Origin of the sequence: Leptospira sarikeiensis, assembly GCF_004769615.1 — a bacterium.
GTDB classification, from domain to species: Bacteria; Spirochaetota; Leptospiria; order Leptospirales; family Leptospiraceae; genus Leptospira_B; species Leptospira_B sarikeiensis.
Map to the genome: position 1 here is coordinate 123,867 of NZ_RQGF01000025.1, position 15,492 is coordinate 139,358.

Sequence of the window (15,492 nt, forward strand, 5' to 3'; positions counted from 1 at the left end):
TAATATGAATAAGAATTCCGCTGCTTAACTCTATTTCTCATTTTAATATTCCATTCTAATCATCATTTAAGCCAAAATGCGATAAAAAACGCCTATCTATCTTAGTCCACTTTTCATGAATTTTGCTTGCATCTTCATGAAATTTTTCTTACCATTTTCTAGGTATTGAAAATGGCGAATTTACAAGTAAGAGATATAGATGATCGACTTTACGAAGCATTAAAAAGGAGAGCCGAATTGGAACATAGATCCGTAAGCCAAGAAGTTGTACTCCTGATCGAGAATTATCTCGCTCATGATATGAAAGAGTCCGAACAAAAAACACTTAGATTCCTAGAATTATCTAATTCCTGGATGGATGATCGTAATTCCGAAAAGATCATCAAAGAGATCCGAAGTTCCAGAACCAAAAATACAAGGAGTAAAAAAGAAGATGAGCTATTTGATTGATACTGACATCATCATTTACAGCTTAAAGGATCATCCAAAAGTCAGACAAAATTTTTTAGAACGTAAAAACTCTATTAAAACGGTTTCCGTGATCACTTATGGTGAGTTGATTTTCGGAGCTCATAAATCCTCCTACAAGGAAAGAAATTTAGCGACTGTCAGAAGGATCGCGGAACTTTTTCCTTTGATAGAATTAAATTCGGGAATTCTGGAAACATTCGGAGAATTAAAAGCTTCCGAACAAAAAAAAGGAAATACGATAGAAGATTTCGATCTATTGATAGGTTCAAGCGCTCTATACTTAAATTATGTTCTTGTAACGAACAACGAAAAACATTTTAGAACTATACCAGGACTAAGGATAGAAAATTGGACAAAATAAATTTATTCTAATTCGATCCAACCTCTGCCGTCTTCGATCCTAATTTTAGTACCCAGGTCTTGAGAAAGGACCGAAATCTCCTGTAAAAAATTCTCCGCTTCTTTTTTTTCCAAAGGGCGAACTAAATGATCCTCGTTTTGAAATTTACCGAAGATCGGAACTAATTCCGCCTTGATCAGTTTGCTTTTTTTAATATGAAGAATCACGATCAGATTATGATTTAAATATGCGTTACGGCTTCCGAAGATCAAATTTCCCAAAGAATAAAAGACCAAAGTTTTCCCTATTTTCTCGATCCCCTGAGGAATATGAGGATGATGGCCTATAATCACACTCACACCGTTATCTGCTAAAGTTTTTGCGATCTTTCTTTGATCCAAAGTTGGGAAAGGAGAATATTCTACTCCCCAATGAAGTGAAAGTATCCTAAATTGATTTTGAGAAGGCAAAGTTTTAGGATTTTTTTTCGGAAGTTTCGGAACATTCTTTGCAGAATTCATAATATAATTTTCTGCTTGGAATTTTTTTACCAATAAGTCCGCATCCAACGGCATAACCCCAGGACTCATACTAGCATAATGAGTTCTTCCTTCCGCAACATTGGTGGCGGAATAGATCCTAAGATATGTTTCTTTTTCATCCCAGGTCCAAGGGCGAAAAGCGGATTCTAAATTTTTTCCCGCACCTATTGTTGAGATCTTTCTATCCGAAAGGAATTTAAGAGTTTCTTCTAGACCTTCCGGGCCATGATCCATTGCATGATTATTCCCGAGTGATACAAGATCCACACCTAGAAAACTCATACTTTCCAGATCCGCTTCTTTTGCTTGGAATACGTATGCTTTTCCTATATCCCAATTTTTTTCGGAGACTACCGGAGTTTCCAAATTTAAAACTCTCAGGTCGGCAGTTGTAAAAAGTTCTTTCAAACCTTTCACAGGAGCAAGTTCTCCTTTTGCCTTGATCGTGTCCCGGATCCCCCAATTGAACATTACATCCCCACCAAGAAGGACTTTTACGATCTCGGGATCTTCTTCCTTGGTTAATAGTTTTTCTATTTTAGATTCTAATTGTTCTACAAATTCTGAAACTACGGAAGAGGCAGAATTTGACCTTTCTTCCCCTGAAGAAGTCTTTTCTGAAGAGGTTGCACAGGAGAGCGCAATAAGGATCTGAAAATGGAGAAGGATCCGCATCGATTTACGGAAATCTTTTGGAACAAACCGCATCTTTGCGGACAGTTTAGAATCCGTTTCGAATTAGGAAATAAATAATAAAGAAAGAAAATAAACTTTCAGGGCCTCGGGAAGAGGCCCGAATTTAAGAAGAATATCGATCTTCTATTACTTAACCCCTGTTCCCAATGTTTCTTGAGAAATAAACAAACTATTGATGCCGTTCACTGGATCTATTATACTTAAAAGACAGGACGTATAACCTACTACAAAAAAGGAATCATTCAATCCTAGGGCCACGTCTTGCGCATGGACCTCACATTTTGTGGCATCTTCCATATATTTCAAATTCGACCAGACCAAATTCCCGTCCGTATCGAATTTTGCCGAGAACGCATTATTTATAGAATTAGTAAAAGGTATTTTTACCGCGGAAATTGTTCCGGCAATATACGAATTCCCATTAAGATCCACAGCAATTCCGAATCCTTGGGTTTCAGCCATGAAAAAACCAGAATAGTCGGGATTCCCTATAAGTCTGGTCCATAATTTGTTTCCATCCTTATCATACTTTACTATAAAAGTATCCGTAGTTCCGATCGGAGTTTGTCCATCAAGGTCTCCGGAAGTAATGCCCACTATATAAATATTTCGATCCGGATCTATAGCAATATCATTCGCAACGGAAATTTGATCAGGAACACCCAATAAACGGACCCAGAGTTTATTTCCGTCGGAATCATATTTAATTAGGAGAGCATCCTCGATCCCGATCTGGACTTGATCATCAAAACCACCTTGAGCTGCTCCTACAAAATATATCTCTCCATTCGGATCAATTGTCAAATCTCCGCCAATCGATTCTATATTATCCGGACCCGTATTGCGGGGAGCTCTCGCCCATATCTGGTTTCCATCCGGATCGTATTTAACTATAAATAATCCATTATGTTCGGCAGTATTCTTTTCTCCAAAGAAAGTGCCTGCATTTGTAGTTCCTATTACGTAAATATTCCCGAACTGATCGGAAGAAACTCCTCTTCCGGCAGAAGTGCCTTGGTGAAAATCAGTGTTGCTACCTCCACCGATCATTCTGGTCCATTTTTTATTCCCGTCCTTATCGTATTTTGAAAGATAGGCGTCTTGATATCCGATTTTATTCTGCCCATCTAATACTTCTACGACAGTCATTCCTGTACTTAAAACGTTTCCGTCCTTATCTGATTTAATCGCAAGACCATAAGTACTTCCTTTGGAATAATCCTTAGGACCTCCGCCCAAATGCCTGGTCCAAAGTCTTTTACCTTCTTCATCATATTTTATAATATAAGAATCCAATTTTCCGAGCATCGGTTGGCCTCCCAGATCCCCTTCCGTAAATCCCGTTGCAATTATATTTCCTTCTGGATCTACACTTGCAGAAGATGCAAAAGTCAATTTTCCAAAAACTCCAAGGAATTTAGGCCAAGGTTTGTGAGGATCGGAAGGAGGCTGAGACGACGACCCTGCAGTATTGCCAAAAACGAGAGCTAAGGCTGAAGTAATACCCTGCCCGTCGGATCCGGTGCAAGAAACGGAAAAAAAAGAAACTAATAGGAAAAGATATAGAATTCTTTGAAGAGCTGGATACATGCTCGGAACAACAAGCGACTAACTTGTCTTTCCTAAATTTTCATATAATACATGTTAGGCTCATTCCTATATTTTTAGCGCTTATTCCTAAATCCTATCCTTTTAAGGCGATTTTGGGAATTGATCATTGAAAGATCAGAAATCCCAAAAGTACGAGAATTAGGCCAAAGATACCGATCTTCACGCCTACCCTCGCCATATCCTTGATCTCGAATCCACCCACTGCATAAGCAACCGCATTTGGGGGAGTAGAAACGGGCAAAGACATTGCAAGAGACGCACCTAACGCGGACCCCAAAACAAGTTGGATCGCGTAGGATTCATTTCCAGGCAATAGTAATGTAGCAACAGGTAATGCCAAAGGAACCAGTAAATTGGCAGTAGCAGTATTGGATAAGAAGGTAGAAAGAAATAAACCAATCGAAAAGAAAATACCCAGTACCCAGAGACTTTCTCCAGGGCCTGCTTGTTTACCGATCAATTCTCCGAACCAAACCCCTGCCCCACTTTTTTCTATCCCAGTTCCTAATGCAATCCCTCCGGCTACTAAGATCAAAACATCCCATTCTAAAGAGCGCAGATCATTCGATTCTAAAATTCCCGAAGCGGTAAAAAGAAATAATGGAAATAAAGCAACTACACCGGCAGGAACCCCATGGAAAGATTCGGTAAGCCAGAAAACTACGGTTAATAAAAATCCCAAAAGAACAAATCTTAATCTTCTTTCGGAACCTTCTCCCGAAACAGTCTCGTATCTAAGTGATAACTGTAATCCGGGACTCGCAGGAAACGCACGTAGTAACCAAAACCAAGCAGCAAATAGAAGGATCAGTAATAAAGGAACTGCAACTAACATCCACGACCCGAAAGAAATAAATTCTCCGTAACCGTGGTTCTTCAGATTTGCAAATGCGATCACATTTGGAGGAGATCCGATCGGAGTACCAATACCTCCTAAATTTGCAGCGAAAGGAATACCGATCAGGATCGCTTTTCTAAATTTTTCTTTCGTATCCAGAACCATCAGTAAGGGAAATACAAGAGCGATCATAAGAGATGCAGTCGCAGTATTACTCATCCATAAAGAGATTAAAGCAGTAATACACATTAGCCCCAACAAAACATATTTGGGAGAAGTCCCGAAATAAGGAAGAACATGATTCGCAAGCCAACGATCCACCCCGACTTTCACGCAGGCTTTGGCTAAAGCAAAACTTCCTAAAAACAAAACAACTGCGGAATCCGCGAGAGAAGCCAAGAACACTCCAGGAGGACTCGGCTTTTCTGCTCCGGAATACGGTTTTAAAAATTCCCATTTTCCTGGATTCGAAAAAAGAAGTATCTCGGAAAGTATGATAAGTATTGAAGTCGCGTGACCCGGGATGATCTCAAAGATCCATAACCCTGCGGCGGTTAGAAAAATGAAGAACATCCCTCCCACAGAAGGAGGAAGATAACCTAGAAAAGAAACATAGAGAGGAATTGCGGCAACGACTAAAGAAAGTATAAACCCAATATTTTTCAACTTCATCGAATTATAAGATCCTAATATGATATCTCACTCAAAAATAATAGTCCTGTTCCGAAAGACCATCACCCTGTCTTCCAAAAGCAAACGTAATGCCTTGGAAAGTACGACCTTCTCCAAATCCCGTCCGTACAATACCAAACGTTCAGGAGAATATCCATGATCCACGTGACAGACGTCTTGGACCAAGATAGGCCCTTCATCCAGATTTTCCGTAACCATATGTGCGGTCCCGCCAATGATCTTTACGCCCCTTTTATATGCCTGCTCATACGGTTTTGCTCCGACAAACGCAGGCAAAAAAGAATGATGAATATTTAATATACGATTTTCCCATTTTTTTACGAAATCTGGAGTTAGGATCCTCATATATTTAGCAAGAACGATCCAATCTGGTTGGAGCTCCAACAGTAATGAGTTTAATTTATCCTCATGGTCTTCTCTAGATAATCCTTCGCTTGAAATACAAGTAAACGGAACTTTAAAATCCCGAACAAGATCTCCCAATGTCTCGTGATTCGAAACCACACCCAAAAGTTCCATCGGTAACTCTCCATATCTCCAACGAAGAAGAATATCCCCCAAACAATGAGGCTCCTTGGTTGCAAATAGGACCACTTTTGGAAGACGAGGTTTAGATAGACTAAGCTTAGCATCTGTCGGAAGGATCTTTGAAAGTTCAGTGATCAATCCTTCTTCCTTTTCCCGATCCTGAAGGGAATATTCTGTCCGCATGAAAAAAACCTTTTCTAACGGTTCTACGAATTCTTGGTTCCCTACGATATTGGCTCCGATTTTTGCCAAAAATCCGGTAATTCGATGTATCAGTCCGGCCTCATCTTTGCACTGAATTAGCAAAACTCTGTTCTTTGTAAAATTCGGATCTGAATTCAAACTTTCTCCCTAAGAAGCGTCAAAGGCCTTTGAACTGAAATTTCGGCTAATCTCTCATGCAAACGGTAAAAGGAATATCTTCTTTTCAAAGGCCTTAAGAAGAATTCCGCCCGATTTTTACCTGATTTCTGGGGAAGGCTCAACCTTCTTCCATTAGCACTCTTTATAAAAAAGTGCTAAATTTTATGAAAAATAATTGAAACTTTTTTCAATATTAGCACTCTATATATATGAGTGCTAAATACGCCCAGGAGGCTAAAATGAGACACCCAAATTTTTTTAACGAAGTCAGAAGAATTCAAAACAGATTCCATAATTTATTCGAGCCGGTTTGGGAAGGTGGACATGCCTATCCTGCATTGAATGTTTACTCGGACCAAGACCAGATCACAGTTACTGCAGAGGTCCCGGGACTTTCTCCTGAAGATCTGGAGATCACAGTAGCTCATAACCTTCTCACTATCTCAGGAGAATGGAAAGAATACACACAATCCAAACCTCGCAGGATCGAAAGAGCTAGAGGAAATTTTCAACGCAGATTAGAACTACCCGTAGCGGTGGATTCGGAAAAAGTACAAGCGTCCGTAAAAGACGGGATCTTGACCCTAGTATTACCGGTTTTAGAAAGTGAGAAACCTCGCAAGATCCGGATCGATGTAAAAGAATAAGGAGAAGAAGATGAGCGTATCAGAATTATTAAAAACAGAAGAAAAAGTTTCCGTCGAAAAAACGGAAAGACCAAGAACGGTTTATACTCCAGCTACCGATCTTTATTCGAACGAAGAAGAACATCTTCTCGTCCTGGATCTGCCTGGAGTTAAAGAATCGGATCTTGAAATCTCGATCGAGAAGGACGAACTCCGTATTTCCGCGAAAACAAATGTAGCGGAACAAAAAGGAAATCTAAAATACTCCGAGTATGGAACAGGAGACTATAAGAGAAGTTTTCTGCTCTCGGAACCGGTGGATGAGGAAAAAATTTCCGCAGTCTTGCAAAACGGTGTTCTTCAATTAAAACTACCGAGGAAAAAACCTCTTAGTAAAAAGATCGAAGTAAAAACCTCTTAATTGTTTTTCAGCAAATCCTTACTGAATTTAACCGGACCAAAAGTCCGGTTTTTTTTTGCCTCTTTTCACATCTCTCTTATATCTGGCCTTATGAGAACGTTTGCCCTTCTGACCTTATCCAATCTTTTTATGACTTTTGCTTGGTACGGACATTTAAAGTTCTTCAAGGATTTCCCGATCTGGAAAACGATCTTGATCTCTTGGGGGATTGCCTTTTTCGAATATTGCCTGATGGTCCCTGCAAATAGGATCGGATACGCAGAAGACGGACTAACCGGATTCCAATTAAAAATACTTCAGGAAGTGATCACAATCACTGTATTTGTAGGATTTGCGATCCTTGTATTGAAGGAAAAAATGAAATGGAACCACGCGGTCAGTTTTTTCCTAGTAATACTCGCAGTAGTATTCGCTTTTTATGATAAAGATTGATCTACAAAAGTTCTCGGATCTCTTTTGCGAGTTCTTCTCCTTTAATCCCGGTCGGATAAGCTCTTAGGATATTTCCAGTAGTATCCACCAGATATATGAATAAGGAATGATCTACTCCGTATTCTCCATTACCTCGAGGGATCGCAGTCTTTTGAGAGAATACTCCGAACCCTTTCTGTAAATTTTCGATCTGCTCTTTAGAACCGGTTAAGGCAACGAGTTCTTTTCCGGGAAAACGTTCTATATATTTACGAAGAACTTCGGGAGTATCTCTTTCCGGATCTACAGTGACAAAGATCGGAGTGATATTTTTAGAATCCTCTTTTAGAATATGAAATGCGTTCTCTATATCGTTTAAGGCCATAGGACACATATCGGGGCAATGCGAAAAACCAAAATAGACTACGAACAAATTTCCAGGGAGTTCGTAAGGCCTTATTTCTTTTCCTTCCGTATCCTTTAAAATTGCGGTCTTCCATTCCAAAACAGGAGTTTCAGAAGCGAATGTAGCCTTGGGTTTTCCTTTTAAATAATAACCCACGCCGAAACCGGTCCCGAGCACCAACAATGAAAGAATTAGGTTTTTATAATTCGATTTTAAAAAATTCATACTGCAACGATCCAACCCATCGCGCCTCTGTCCGCCATATTGGTTTGGTGAGGATGGAACATATACCTTCCTCTTTTTGTAAGAGTAAATTCTATGATCGCCCTTTCAGTCTGCCCTAGGGTGATCACATCCGTATGTTCATCTGGTACAAGTTTTGTTCCTGTCCTATATACGTCAAAGGTTTGAGAATGCAAATGGAAGGAAGCAACAGGATCATGCTCTGTCATATTCGCGATATATAACCTGACTTTTTTTCCGACAGGAACCTTGATGGGAAAACGGTCATAATATCCAGCGATCCCATTCCATGCATAGATATCATTTCGTCCGGATTCTTTTAGATCCCAACCAGCAAGGATCAGCATAAACTCGAGAGCAGGAGGACGACCTCCAGGAGGATCCACTATAAAACCTCCATACAAACCCTTGGACATATGACTTGCTAAAGGAGGAACATGACAATGATACGGATGAAATCCGATCGGACCCGCAGTGATCTTATAAATCCTTTCAGAACCAGGACCAATAGGTTCCCATCCGTCCTGCCCAGGATCATGAGTCCCATGAAAATGAACTGAGTGAGGATGGTTGGAATGATTTCTAAAAAGAAGCTCCATCTCCTGTCCAAGTCTCGCTCGGATGACTTTCCCAGGAACGATACCATCAAATGTCCAAGCATCCACGATCGTATTATGGGCTACCGTCAATGGCATCTCAACGATATTGATCTCTGACTTGAACTTGGGTCCCGGAGGAGCCTCCGGGATTGTAGAATTTAACTCCATTCTAGATAAAAGAGTAGAGTTGGCAAACATGGGAGGATGCACCATGCTTCCGTAAGAATTCCCACTGATCTCTCCGGGGAGTCTAGTCGCCGCAGTTAATGGAGCCGAAACCGATGTGGAAGATCCGGTCCTACAAAGAGGATCTTCTTTTTTATTGCCGCTTAAACTGGCAATCCCAGTCCCAGCAGCAAGTCCTGCACCACCAATTCCGAGCCAACTTAGGAATTCCTTCCGATTCATACTTCTTATTATCCGACTTAGAACCTAGCGATTGTGGAAATTAAAAGTGTAAGAACTAGCAGACCAATCCCGCCGTATACGAGGCTTTTTTTAGCCCAATCAGGGATCTTGGATCCTCCTACCAGATGGTAAGCTCCTGCTCCGAATAGAGGAACAAGAATGATCGCAGCAGTCCAAAGACTTCCTTTTTTAGCATCTACGTCGTCTCTCTTAGACAAGTCGATGAGTGCCAAAGGCGCCCAAAGAGCAAACAGGATATAGAAGATGTAGTATCCGTAAAAGTTAAAAAGTAAGGTAAAAAATCCTGGGTCGTAAAATTGAGTAGTTTCCATAAATAACTCCTTATATATTCAAAAATTATAATTTAAATCAAATCCGTATCAGCCGGCGCCTACGTTCCCTACAATTGTTAATGCAAGGTAAACGACAAACGTTAGAGATGCACCGAATCCTGCAAATACCAGAGTAAATCTGAGATATTTAGGATAAGATGTTTTACCGGACAGTAAATATGCTCCCCCGCCAATAAATGGAACAAGAGTAACAAAAGCCAACCACGCATATTTACCGGAATTATTATCCGACTTAGAAACAAGATCATACACGCTCAAGCTGACCAAGCATACATACAGTAGCAACGGAAGAAGATATCCGAACCAACGGAAAATTATGATCTGAATATCCAAAGGTTTTGGAACTGAGAATCCTCCCAAAACATCCCCGAACTTAGGCTTTCTTTCCGCTAAAATTTTAGCAGCTTCTTCTGGAAGAGTGATCTTGGATAAGTCCAGACCGAAATCTTCGAAAGGATGGACTGCGGGTTTTACAGGAGCTCCCACTCCACCAGGAATATTCTTCTGAGGAGGAGGAACCGGTTGATTCTTCCAATCTCCACTCGGGTAATTTCCGTGAGAAGCATCCACCATCAGGGAAAGAGCATTGTATGCAGTGAAGATCTCTCCACCCATAGGTGCTCTAATTCCAGAACCACAACCATTCGTTTTTTCTAATAAAGGAGGAACTGAGGTTTGGTATTTGTTATTGGAGAAACAGTTGCCGATACTGATCGGTCCCGCCATAGTCAAGTCTCCGAAACCGGAAGAATGAACTATATTATCCTCTATTACGTTTTTGTGAGAGAACCAGAAATTTTCGTCCAAATTCGGGAAGATCGCGATCCCGTAGTTATCATGTCCGATCACTACGTTATTTTTGATCACGTTATGAAGTCCACCTGCGATCAGGATCCCTGTTCCGTAAGTAGGATATTCCAAAGGTTTGATCGGAGCGCTTAAGTTATTATTATCATAGATCAGGTTCCCTATGATATAAGTCTCTCTTTCAGGCGGAAGAAGTTCTCTATCCAAAGAGTTCGGTCCAAGACCAACGATATTATTTCTCCAAATGGAACTTAGGATATATAATTCCCCGCCAGCATTTGTTCCGGAGTATCCAAGCGCGCTATTCTCCGAGATCACATCGTAAAGGATCGCTTTACAAGGATAACATTGACCTACATAGATCCCTGCATCAGGAGATCCGGAAGCATAAGAATGTTCTAATACTCCATTCACTGAATCAAAAGCGTAGATACCGTAATCCCCGTTATTGTATGCGGTGATATAAGAACCTCTATATCCTTTAACTCCTGTCCAGAAGAAGCCGTTCAATGTGGAGTTTCTAGCGGTCATGTTCTCGATCGCAACTCCGTTTGCTCCTACTACGATGATACCGTTCGCTCTTTGGAACTGTCCGTCCAAGATCACTTTATTACGGTCGGTTCCTCTGATCGTCAAAGATGGTGTAGTAACTACTACTTCTTCATAATAAACGCCTTCATCTACAAGAACCAGGTCACCTGGAGAAGATGCATCCACTGCGTTTTGAATCGTAGGATATGCTTGTGGGACTTTTCTGGTAGTTCCGGAGAATTTTTCCGCGGTCTTCCAATCTTTACCTGCTCTTGCTGCAGGATTGTATTGGGCATTTCCTACTACGATATCTGCAACCATTCCACTTTTTCCATCCGGAGTCGCGTGGAAGCTACAGTAATAAGGAAAAACTCCCTCTTTCGGATAGGAGATCTTAACCTTAGCGCCGCGAGGCATTACAATATTACCGAAACTTTTCTCGGTAGACCAGGACTTATCTACTGCGATCGCATTATGAGGATTCGCTCCTGAATTGATAAATTCAATCTGACCACCAATCGGGATCTTTTGCATTGGGGGAGAAAACGCATTGTCCACCATGACTACGTGGGCAAAACCTTCCGTCTCTCCTTCTTTGCTGCCGCAAGAAGAAGCGAAGGCTCCCATGAAAATCCCCAGGACCAAAAGTCCTAAAACGGGGATATACCTTTCTTTTATTTGGAATTTAGGCATCTGAACTCCTCTCCTCAAATCTCCGAAGTTTTGACTTCCGCCCAAGAAGCCGCTTTTTCAAAATGTGAGCTTTTGCTCACATTTTCAATATTTTCGCATAACGGTACGCCGATACAAGTCTTTTTTAGCGAAAATATAATCGAGCAAACGTTATAGAAAGTTCCCTTTACTTAAAAGCTAAAAAGAACTCTTAGAAGGATCTTTTTTAGGGTCTGTTTCCTTTCCAGCAAGCCCCCAACCAGTCCAGCCAGTGATTAAAGAAAATAATGGAGAAAGTAAATTCAAAAATGCGTAAGGGAGATACACGAGTGTAGGAACTCCTAAGGCGGTAGCCATAAAAGAACCGCAGGAATTCCAAGGAACTAAAGCTGAAGTCATGGTCCCCGAGTCTTCTAAACATCTGGAAAGATTTCTGGGATCCAAACCTCTCTTAGAATAAGCTTCCTTAAACATTTTACCCGGAACAACGATCGCTAAGTATTGATCCGCGCAGAATAAGTTAGTACCTACGCAGGTAAATATCGTCGCAGTAAATAAGGAACCTCTTGCTTTCGCCCAATTCAAGACCTTATCGGCCAAAACTTGGGTCATTCCTCCACCTTCCATAGTCCCGGCATAAAACATTGCGGATATGATCAGCCAAACTGTAGAAAGCATGGATGACATTCCGCCCCTAGACAATAAACCGTCCACTACAGGGTGCCCCGTTTTTACCTTTGTCCCTTCAGAAGCCGCAGAGATCAGATTTTTGAATAAAATAGCGGACACTTCCTTAAAGTTTAAAGAATCTGAATATAGATCGGATTGAGTTAATACAAAGCAGAATCCCCCGCTAACGATCCCGATAAAAATAGAAGGGATCGCGGATATTCTAAGATATATCAGAAAAAAAGTAAGAAGTGGAGGAAAGAGAAGTATCCAGGAAATCCTAAATTCGGATCGAAGAGCTTGGATTACCGGTCCAGTAGCAGTATCCGTTTCTCCGGAACTTCCTCCCCATCCCAGAAACCCGAAAACCACCAAGCAGAGACCAAAGGCAGGCAATGTGGTGCGAGCCATATTACGAATATGTGATAATAGAGAAACTCCAGTTATTGACGAGGCAAGATTTGTAGTTTCCGAAAATGGAGAAAGTTTATCCCCGAAATAAGCACCGGATACAACTGCACCCGCCACCATTCCTAACGGTTTTCCAAGCCCGGCCCCTACTCCAATCAAAGCAACACCGATCGTCCCGGCAGTGGACCAAGAACTTCCGGTAGCCAAAGAAACAACCGAAGATAAAATTAATGCGGAAGGAAGAAAAATTTCAGGTTTTAATAGTTCCAATCCCCAAACAATCAAAGCAGGAACAATCCCGGAACGGATCCAAACCCCGATCAATGCACCAATCAATAATAAGATCAAGATAGGCTGTAATACATTCCGTAAAGAATCTAAAACTGTTTCTTCTATTCTGACCCAGGAAATTCCCCTTAGCCTGGAAATTCCTGCAGAGATCGCACCCGCAGTAAAAAGTAAGATTTGAGCAGGCCCTTCTGCGATGCCGCCTCCAAAAAGAAATCCTGAAATACTTAGGGTGAGTATCAAAAACCCAAGTGGGAATAGAGAGATCCAAAATCCGGGCCTTTCGTTCATTTAGGAAAATCCTCCGGAGCCTTAGAACGGATCTTGATCAGTTCCTTTGTATAAGGATGAATAAATGTAAGCGAATAAGAATGCAATGCCTGTCTGGACATTCCCAGTTTAGAGATCAGATCAGGCTCTTCTCCTTGGATAAATTCCAAGAAAACTTTCTCTTCTTTACCGTAAATTTTGTCCCCGAGTAATGGAAATCCTAAAGAAAATAAAGTGGCCCTGATCTGATGGAGCCTTCCCGTTTTGGGAAAACAAAATAATTTGGAATAAGGAATTCCATCTATATTCCCTTCTCCGATTTTTCTAAAATAAGTTTCAGAAGATTCCAATTCTTCTAAACTGAGATCCTCTTTGTCAGAAACTTCTTTAGAAATAAACCTTCTCTTTTTCCGGATCAAAGAAGAAGGATCAGAAGTTAAAAATCCTTTTGTATAAACTTTAGAGGGAAACTTCCCCCAGACATAACTTAAATATGTTTTTCGGACCTTTCTTTTCGAGAACAGATCGGAAAGTTTTGATGCTGCTTCGGGGTCTTTTCCAAAAATCACAATTCCGGATGTTTCCCGATCCAGTCTATGGATCGGATATACTTTTTGGAAACGACCGCTCGCTTCCAAAAGATCGGTGAGATTATTTTTTCTGTATCTTCCCGCACTATGCATAGGAAGATCACCTGATTTTTCAACCGCGAAATAATGAGGATCTTCGTATAAGATCTTAAACTCAGAGTTTACTGGAGGTTCTTCTATCTCTCCAGGCAAATAAAGAATTTCATCCCCCTCTTTTAAAGAATAAGAAGGTTTAGAAGGTTTTCCTTGTACAAGTATTTTACCTTCTTCTAATACTCTCCTCCAATTGGATCTGGATTGATACGTAAACCGAGCAGCAAGGAATACATCTAAACGTAATCCTGCTTCTTCTTTTCCGATCTTTGTCCTAAGTCCTTCCTGTGAAGTCGCGTTAGACAGACTCTTCTTCCCCTTCGAAACCCATATCCGGGATCTCTTCTGCAGAGGATTCTAATTCTCACGAAGAAGAAGGGATAGGTTCCTGGACATCCGATTCCGGAGCCTGAGAACCTTCCCCCGGGCCGAGTCTTGAATCCACGAATTGGTTTAAGATTTCCTCTTCTTTTGAATTCAAATTGAAGAATTGGCAACCGATACGGAACATCTTATCGGTATTCGTAATATTTCGAATAACGGCCCTATATGTTCCTTTTAGTTCCGAATTTAATTGCAGGTCAAAAAGTAGGATCTCGCCGACAGCGAAACTCCTGGAAAAGAAAATGGATTGAGGATGAAAGAATCCGAGACCGCTTCGGCTAATATCTTCAGCCTGGCATCTCTCTTTGGACTCTTGAAAAAATCCGGAAGAGATCACGTCTCTAGAAACTGCTGCGGCAAATACGGTGATCTTATTATAATCTTCGGTATCCATCGGCCTATCCGACAAAACTTGGACATAGCCTAAAGGAGTATAATTTTTATAACGAATAAGCACGGAGATCTCCGAAATAAAGCGGGATTCTATCTTATTCAACATTAACAATTTCAGATATTCTTCAATAGGCACAAAGTCGGACCCGGCACCCCCTGAACTTCTTTCCAAACGATTTGTGACAAAAATAGATTGTTCGAAATTGTACATGATCCGAAGTCTATTATCCATTCTATCCGAAAAATAGATGAGAGAATCAGGATAAGTTTCCTTCATCTTCTTGGAATGTCTCTGCAGGATCCCTTCTACGGACTTATCAATAAAACCTAATGAACGTCTTAGATGAAGTTGATTAATGATATTTGTAAGAGTGATCGGCTCCCCGTTCCCTCCTTCCAGATCCACCCTTCCTTGAGAACGTTTGGCTTCGGTAACTTTTACCGCTTGGATCCGCAATAATTCCAAACCGTTACTCGGATTTCTTTGGGTTACCGTGAATACACCGTGAAAAAAATGATTATTATGAGTTAGAAATAGGATCCTGGTCTTCTCGCCTTCCGATTTTCCAGGAAGAGAAGCAACTAAATAGACCCCGTCCTTGACGCCGACAACCTTTGCAGGATAGGACCTACCCTTGATCTCGACAGAAACAGGCAGCCTTGCAAACAATGTTTGGAGGATTTTAGTAAGAGCCTCTGTTTCTTTAACGGTCCTATCCAAACTTTCCCCCCAAAGGAAACTGGTCCTTCCGGTACAGGTATCCGATTTTAACGGCTCCCTCGTTTAGGGAAAGGAAATTACGGGTTTCGGGGAATTTTCCTAATCATTCTTCCA

The 15,492-nt window shown here is 41.0% G+C and carries 15 protein-coding genes and 1 pseudogene; 5 read left to right on the forward strand and 11 right to left on the reverse strand.

Annotated elements, in window-relative coordinates:
- The first annotated feature begins 171 nt into the window (after positions 1–171).
- Together EHQ64_RS09785 and EHQ64_RS09790 are read left to right on the forward strand one after the other, a co-directional pair.
- Entirely contained in the window at positions 172–450 is a 279-nt protein-coding gene (locus EHQ64_RS09785; protein ID WP_135649302.1) for a FitA-like ribbon-helix-helix domain-containing protein, read from the forward strand.
- The gene (locus EHQ64_RS09790) at positions 434–832 is read left to right on the forward strand and encodes a type II toxin-antitoxin system VapC family toxin (protein ID WP_135649303.1); all 399 of its coding nucleotides are present in this window, start codon (positions 434–436) and stop codon (positions 830–832) included. The genes EHQ64_RS09785 and EHQ64_RS09790 overlap by 17 nt, the downstream gene beginning before the upstream one ends.
- Before the next feature lie 2 nt (positions 833–834).
- Here the strand turns inward: EHQ64_RS09790 and EHQ64_RS09795 are convergent, their stop codons facing one another.
- The 4 genes from EHQ64_RS09795 to purU form a co-directional block, all read right to left on the reverse strand.
- Positions 835–2,028: a CapA family protein gene (locus EHQ64_RS09795; RefSeq protein ID WP_246048681.1), complete on the reverse strand. Its 1,194-nt coding sequence runs from the start codon at positions 2,026–2,028 to the stop codon at positions 835–837.
- Between the two features lie 147 nt (positions 2,029–2,175).
- On the reverse strand, positions 2,176–3,639 hold the full coding sequence (locus EHQ64_RS09800; protein WP_135649305.1) for an SBBP repeat-containing protein: 1,464 nt from the start codon (positions 3,637–3,639) through the stop codon (positions 2,176–2,178).
- Positions 3,640–3,763: 124 nt separating this feature from the next.
- Positions 3,764–5,170, reverse strand: a complete 1,407-nt coding sequence (locus EHQ64_RS09805) for an SLC13 family permease (RefSeq protein ID WP_135649306.1) — start codon at positions 5,168–5,170, stop codon at positions 3,764–3,766.
- Between the two features lie 27 nt (positions 5,171–5,197).
- Positions 5,198–6,061: a formyltetrahydrofolate deformylase gene (gene purU, locus EHQ64_RS09810; protein WP_135649307.1), complete on the reverse strand. Its 864-nt coding sequence runs from the start codon at positions 6,059–6,061 to the stop codon at positions 5,198–5,200.
- Positions 6,062–6,321: 260 nt separating this feature from the next.
- Between purU and EHQ64_RS09815 the strand changes: the two genes are divergently transcribed.
- The 3 genes from EHQ64_RS09815 to EHQ64_RS09825 all read left to right on the forward strand — a co-directional run bounded on the left by EHQ64_RS09815 (position 6,322) and on the right by EHQ64_RS09825 (position 7,561).
- Positions 6,322–6,729: an Hsp20/alpha crystallin family protein gene (locus EHQ64_RS09815; protein WP_135649308.1), complete on the forward strand. Its 408-nt coding sequence runs from the start codon at positions 6,322–6,324 to the stop codon at positions 6,727–6,729.
- 10 nt (positions 6,730–6,739) lie between these two features.
- Positions 6,740–7,129 (forward strand): Hsp20/alpha crystallin family protein, encoded by a 390-nt coding sequence (locus EHQ64_RS09820; protein ID WP_135649309.1) that lies wholly within the window; start codon positions 6,740–6,742, stop codon positions 7,127–7,129.
- Positions 7,130–7,219: 90 nt separating this feature from the next.
- The gene (locus EHQ64_RS09825) at positions 7,220–7,561 is read left to right on the forward strand and encodes a DMT family protein (protein ID WP_135649310.1); all 342 of its coding nucleotides are present in this window, start codon (positions 7,220–7,222) and stop codon (positions 7,559–7,561) included.
- A 1-nt stretch (position 7,562) separates the two neighbouring features.
- Here the strand turns inward: EHQ64_RS09825 and EHQ64_RS09830 are convergent, their stop codons facing one another.
- From EHQ64_RS09830 to EHQ64_RS09860, 7 genes and pseudogenes are all read right to left on the reverse strand, one after another.
- The gene (locus tag EHQ64_RS09830) at positions 7,563–8,171 is read right to left on the reverse strand and encodes an SCO family protein (protein ID WP_135649311.1); all 609 of its coding nucleotides are present in this window, start codon (positions 8,169–8,171) and stop codon (positions 7,563–7,565) included.
- A complete protein-coding gene (locus EHQ64_RS09835; protein ID WP_135649312.1) occupies positions 8,168–9,196 on the reverse strand; it encodes a multicopper oxidase domain-containing protein in 1,029 nt (342 codons plus the stop codon). The genes EHQ64_RS09830 and EHQ64_RS09835 overlap by 4 nt, the downstream gene beginning before the upstream one ends.
- A 17-nt stretch (positions 9,197–9,213) precedes the next feature.
- Complete coding sequence (locus tag EHQ64_RS09840; RefSeq protein WP_135649313.1) at positions 9,214–9,528, reverse strand: PLDc N-terminal domain-containing protein; 315 nt, start codon at positions 9,526–9,528, stop codon at positions 9,214–9,216.
- 48 nt (positions 9,529–9,576) lie between these two features.
- The gene (locus EHQ64_RS09845; RefSeq protein ID WP_135649314.1) at positions 9,577–11,580 is read right to left on the reverse strand and encodes a PLDc N-terminal domain-containing protein; all 2,004 of its coding nucleotides are present in this window, start codon (positions 11,578–11,580) and stop codon (positions 9,577–9,579) included.
- Between the two features lie 177 nt (positions 11,581–11,757).
- Positions 11,758–13,218 (reverse strand): Na+/H+ antiporter NhaC, encoded by a 1,461-nt coding sequence (gene nhaC, locus EHQ64_RS09850; RefSeq protein ID WP_135649315.1) that lies wholly within the window; start codon positions 13,216–13,218, stop codon positions 11,758–11,760.
- Positions 13,215–14,231 carry a pseudouridine synthase gene (locus EHQ64_RS09855; protein WP_425460414.1) on the reverse strand — a complete coding sequence of 339 codons (1,017 nt, stop codon included), beginning with the start codon at positions 14,229–14,231 and terminating at the stop codon, positions 13,215–13,217. Before EHQ64_RS09855 ends, nhaC begins: the two co-directional genes overlap by 4 nt.
- Positions 14,179–15,378, reverse strand: a pseudogene (locus EHQ64_RS09860) (PilZ domain-containing protein). The gene EHQ64_RS09855 and the pseudogene EHQ64_RS09860 overlap by 53 nt, the downstream one beginning before the upstream one ends.
- Between the last annotated feature and the right edge of the window lie 114 nt (positions 15,379–15,492).

Coding starts and splice junctions, on each gene's coding strand:
- EHQ64_RS09805 (WP_135649306.1), bottom strand. CDS start 5,170: ATGAAGTTGAAAAATATTGGGTTTATACTTTCTTTAGTCGTTGCCGCA.
- EHQ64_RS09830 (WP_135649311.1), bottom strand. CDS start 8,171: ATGAATTTTTTAAAATCGAATTATAAAAACCTAATTCTTTCATTGTTG.
- EHQ64_RS09845 (WP_135649314.1), bottom strand. CDS start 11,580: ATGCCTAAATTCCAAATAAAAGAAAGGTATATCCCCGTTTTAGGACTT.
- EHQ64_RS09815 (WP_135649308.1), top strand. CDS start 6,322: ATGAGACACCCAAATTTTTTTAACGAAGTCAGAAGAATTCAAAACAGA.
- EHQ64_RS09840 (WP_135649313.1), bottom strand. CDS start 9,528: ATGGAAACTACTCAATTTTACGACCCAGGATTTTTTACCTTACTTTTT.
- EHQ64_RS09800 (WP_135649305.1), bottom strand. CDS start 3,639: ATGTATCCAGCTCTTCAAAGAATTCTATATCTTTTCCTATTAGTTTCT.
- EHQ64_RS09825 (WP_135649310.1), top strand. CDS start 7,220: ATGAGAACGTTTGCCCTTCTGACCTTATCCAATCTTTTTATGACTTTT.
- EHQ64_RS09795 (WP_246048681.1), bottom strand. CDS start 2,028: ATGCGGATCCTTCTCCATTTTCAGATCCTTATTGCGCTCTCCTGTGCA.
- EHQ64_RS09820 (WP_135649309.1), top strand. CDS start 6,740: ATGAGCGTATCAGAATTATTAAAAACAGAAGAAAAAGTTTCCGTCGAA.
- EHQ64_RS09785 (WP_135649302.1), top strand. CDS start 172: ATGGCGAATTTACAAGTAAGAGATATAGATGATCGACTTTACGAAGCA.
- EHQ64_RS09835 (WP_135649312.1), bottom strand. CDS start 9,196: ATGAATCGGAAGGAATTCCTAAGTTGGCTCGGAATTGGTGGTGCAGGA.
- EHQ64_RS09790 (WP_135649303.1), top strand. CDS start 434: ATGAGCTATTTGATTGATACTGACATCATCATTTACAGCTTAAAGGAT.
- nhaC (WP_135649315.1), bottom strand. CDS start 13,218: ATGAACGAAAGGCCCGGATTTTGGATCTCTCTATTCCCACTTGGGTTT.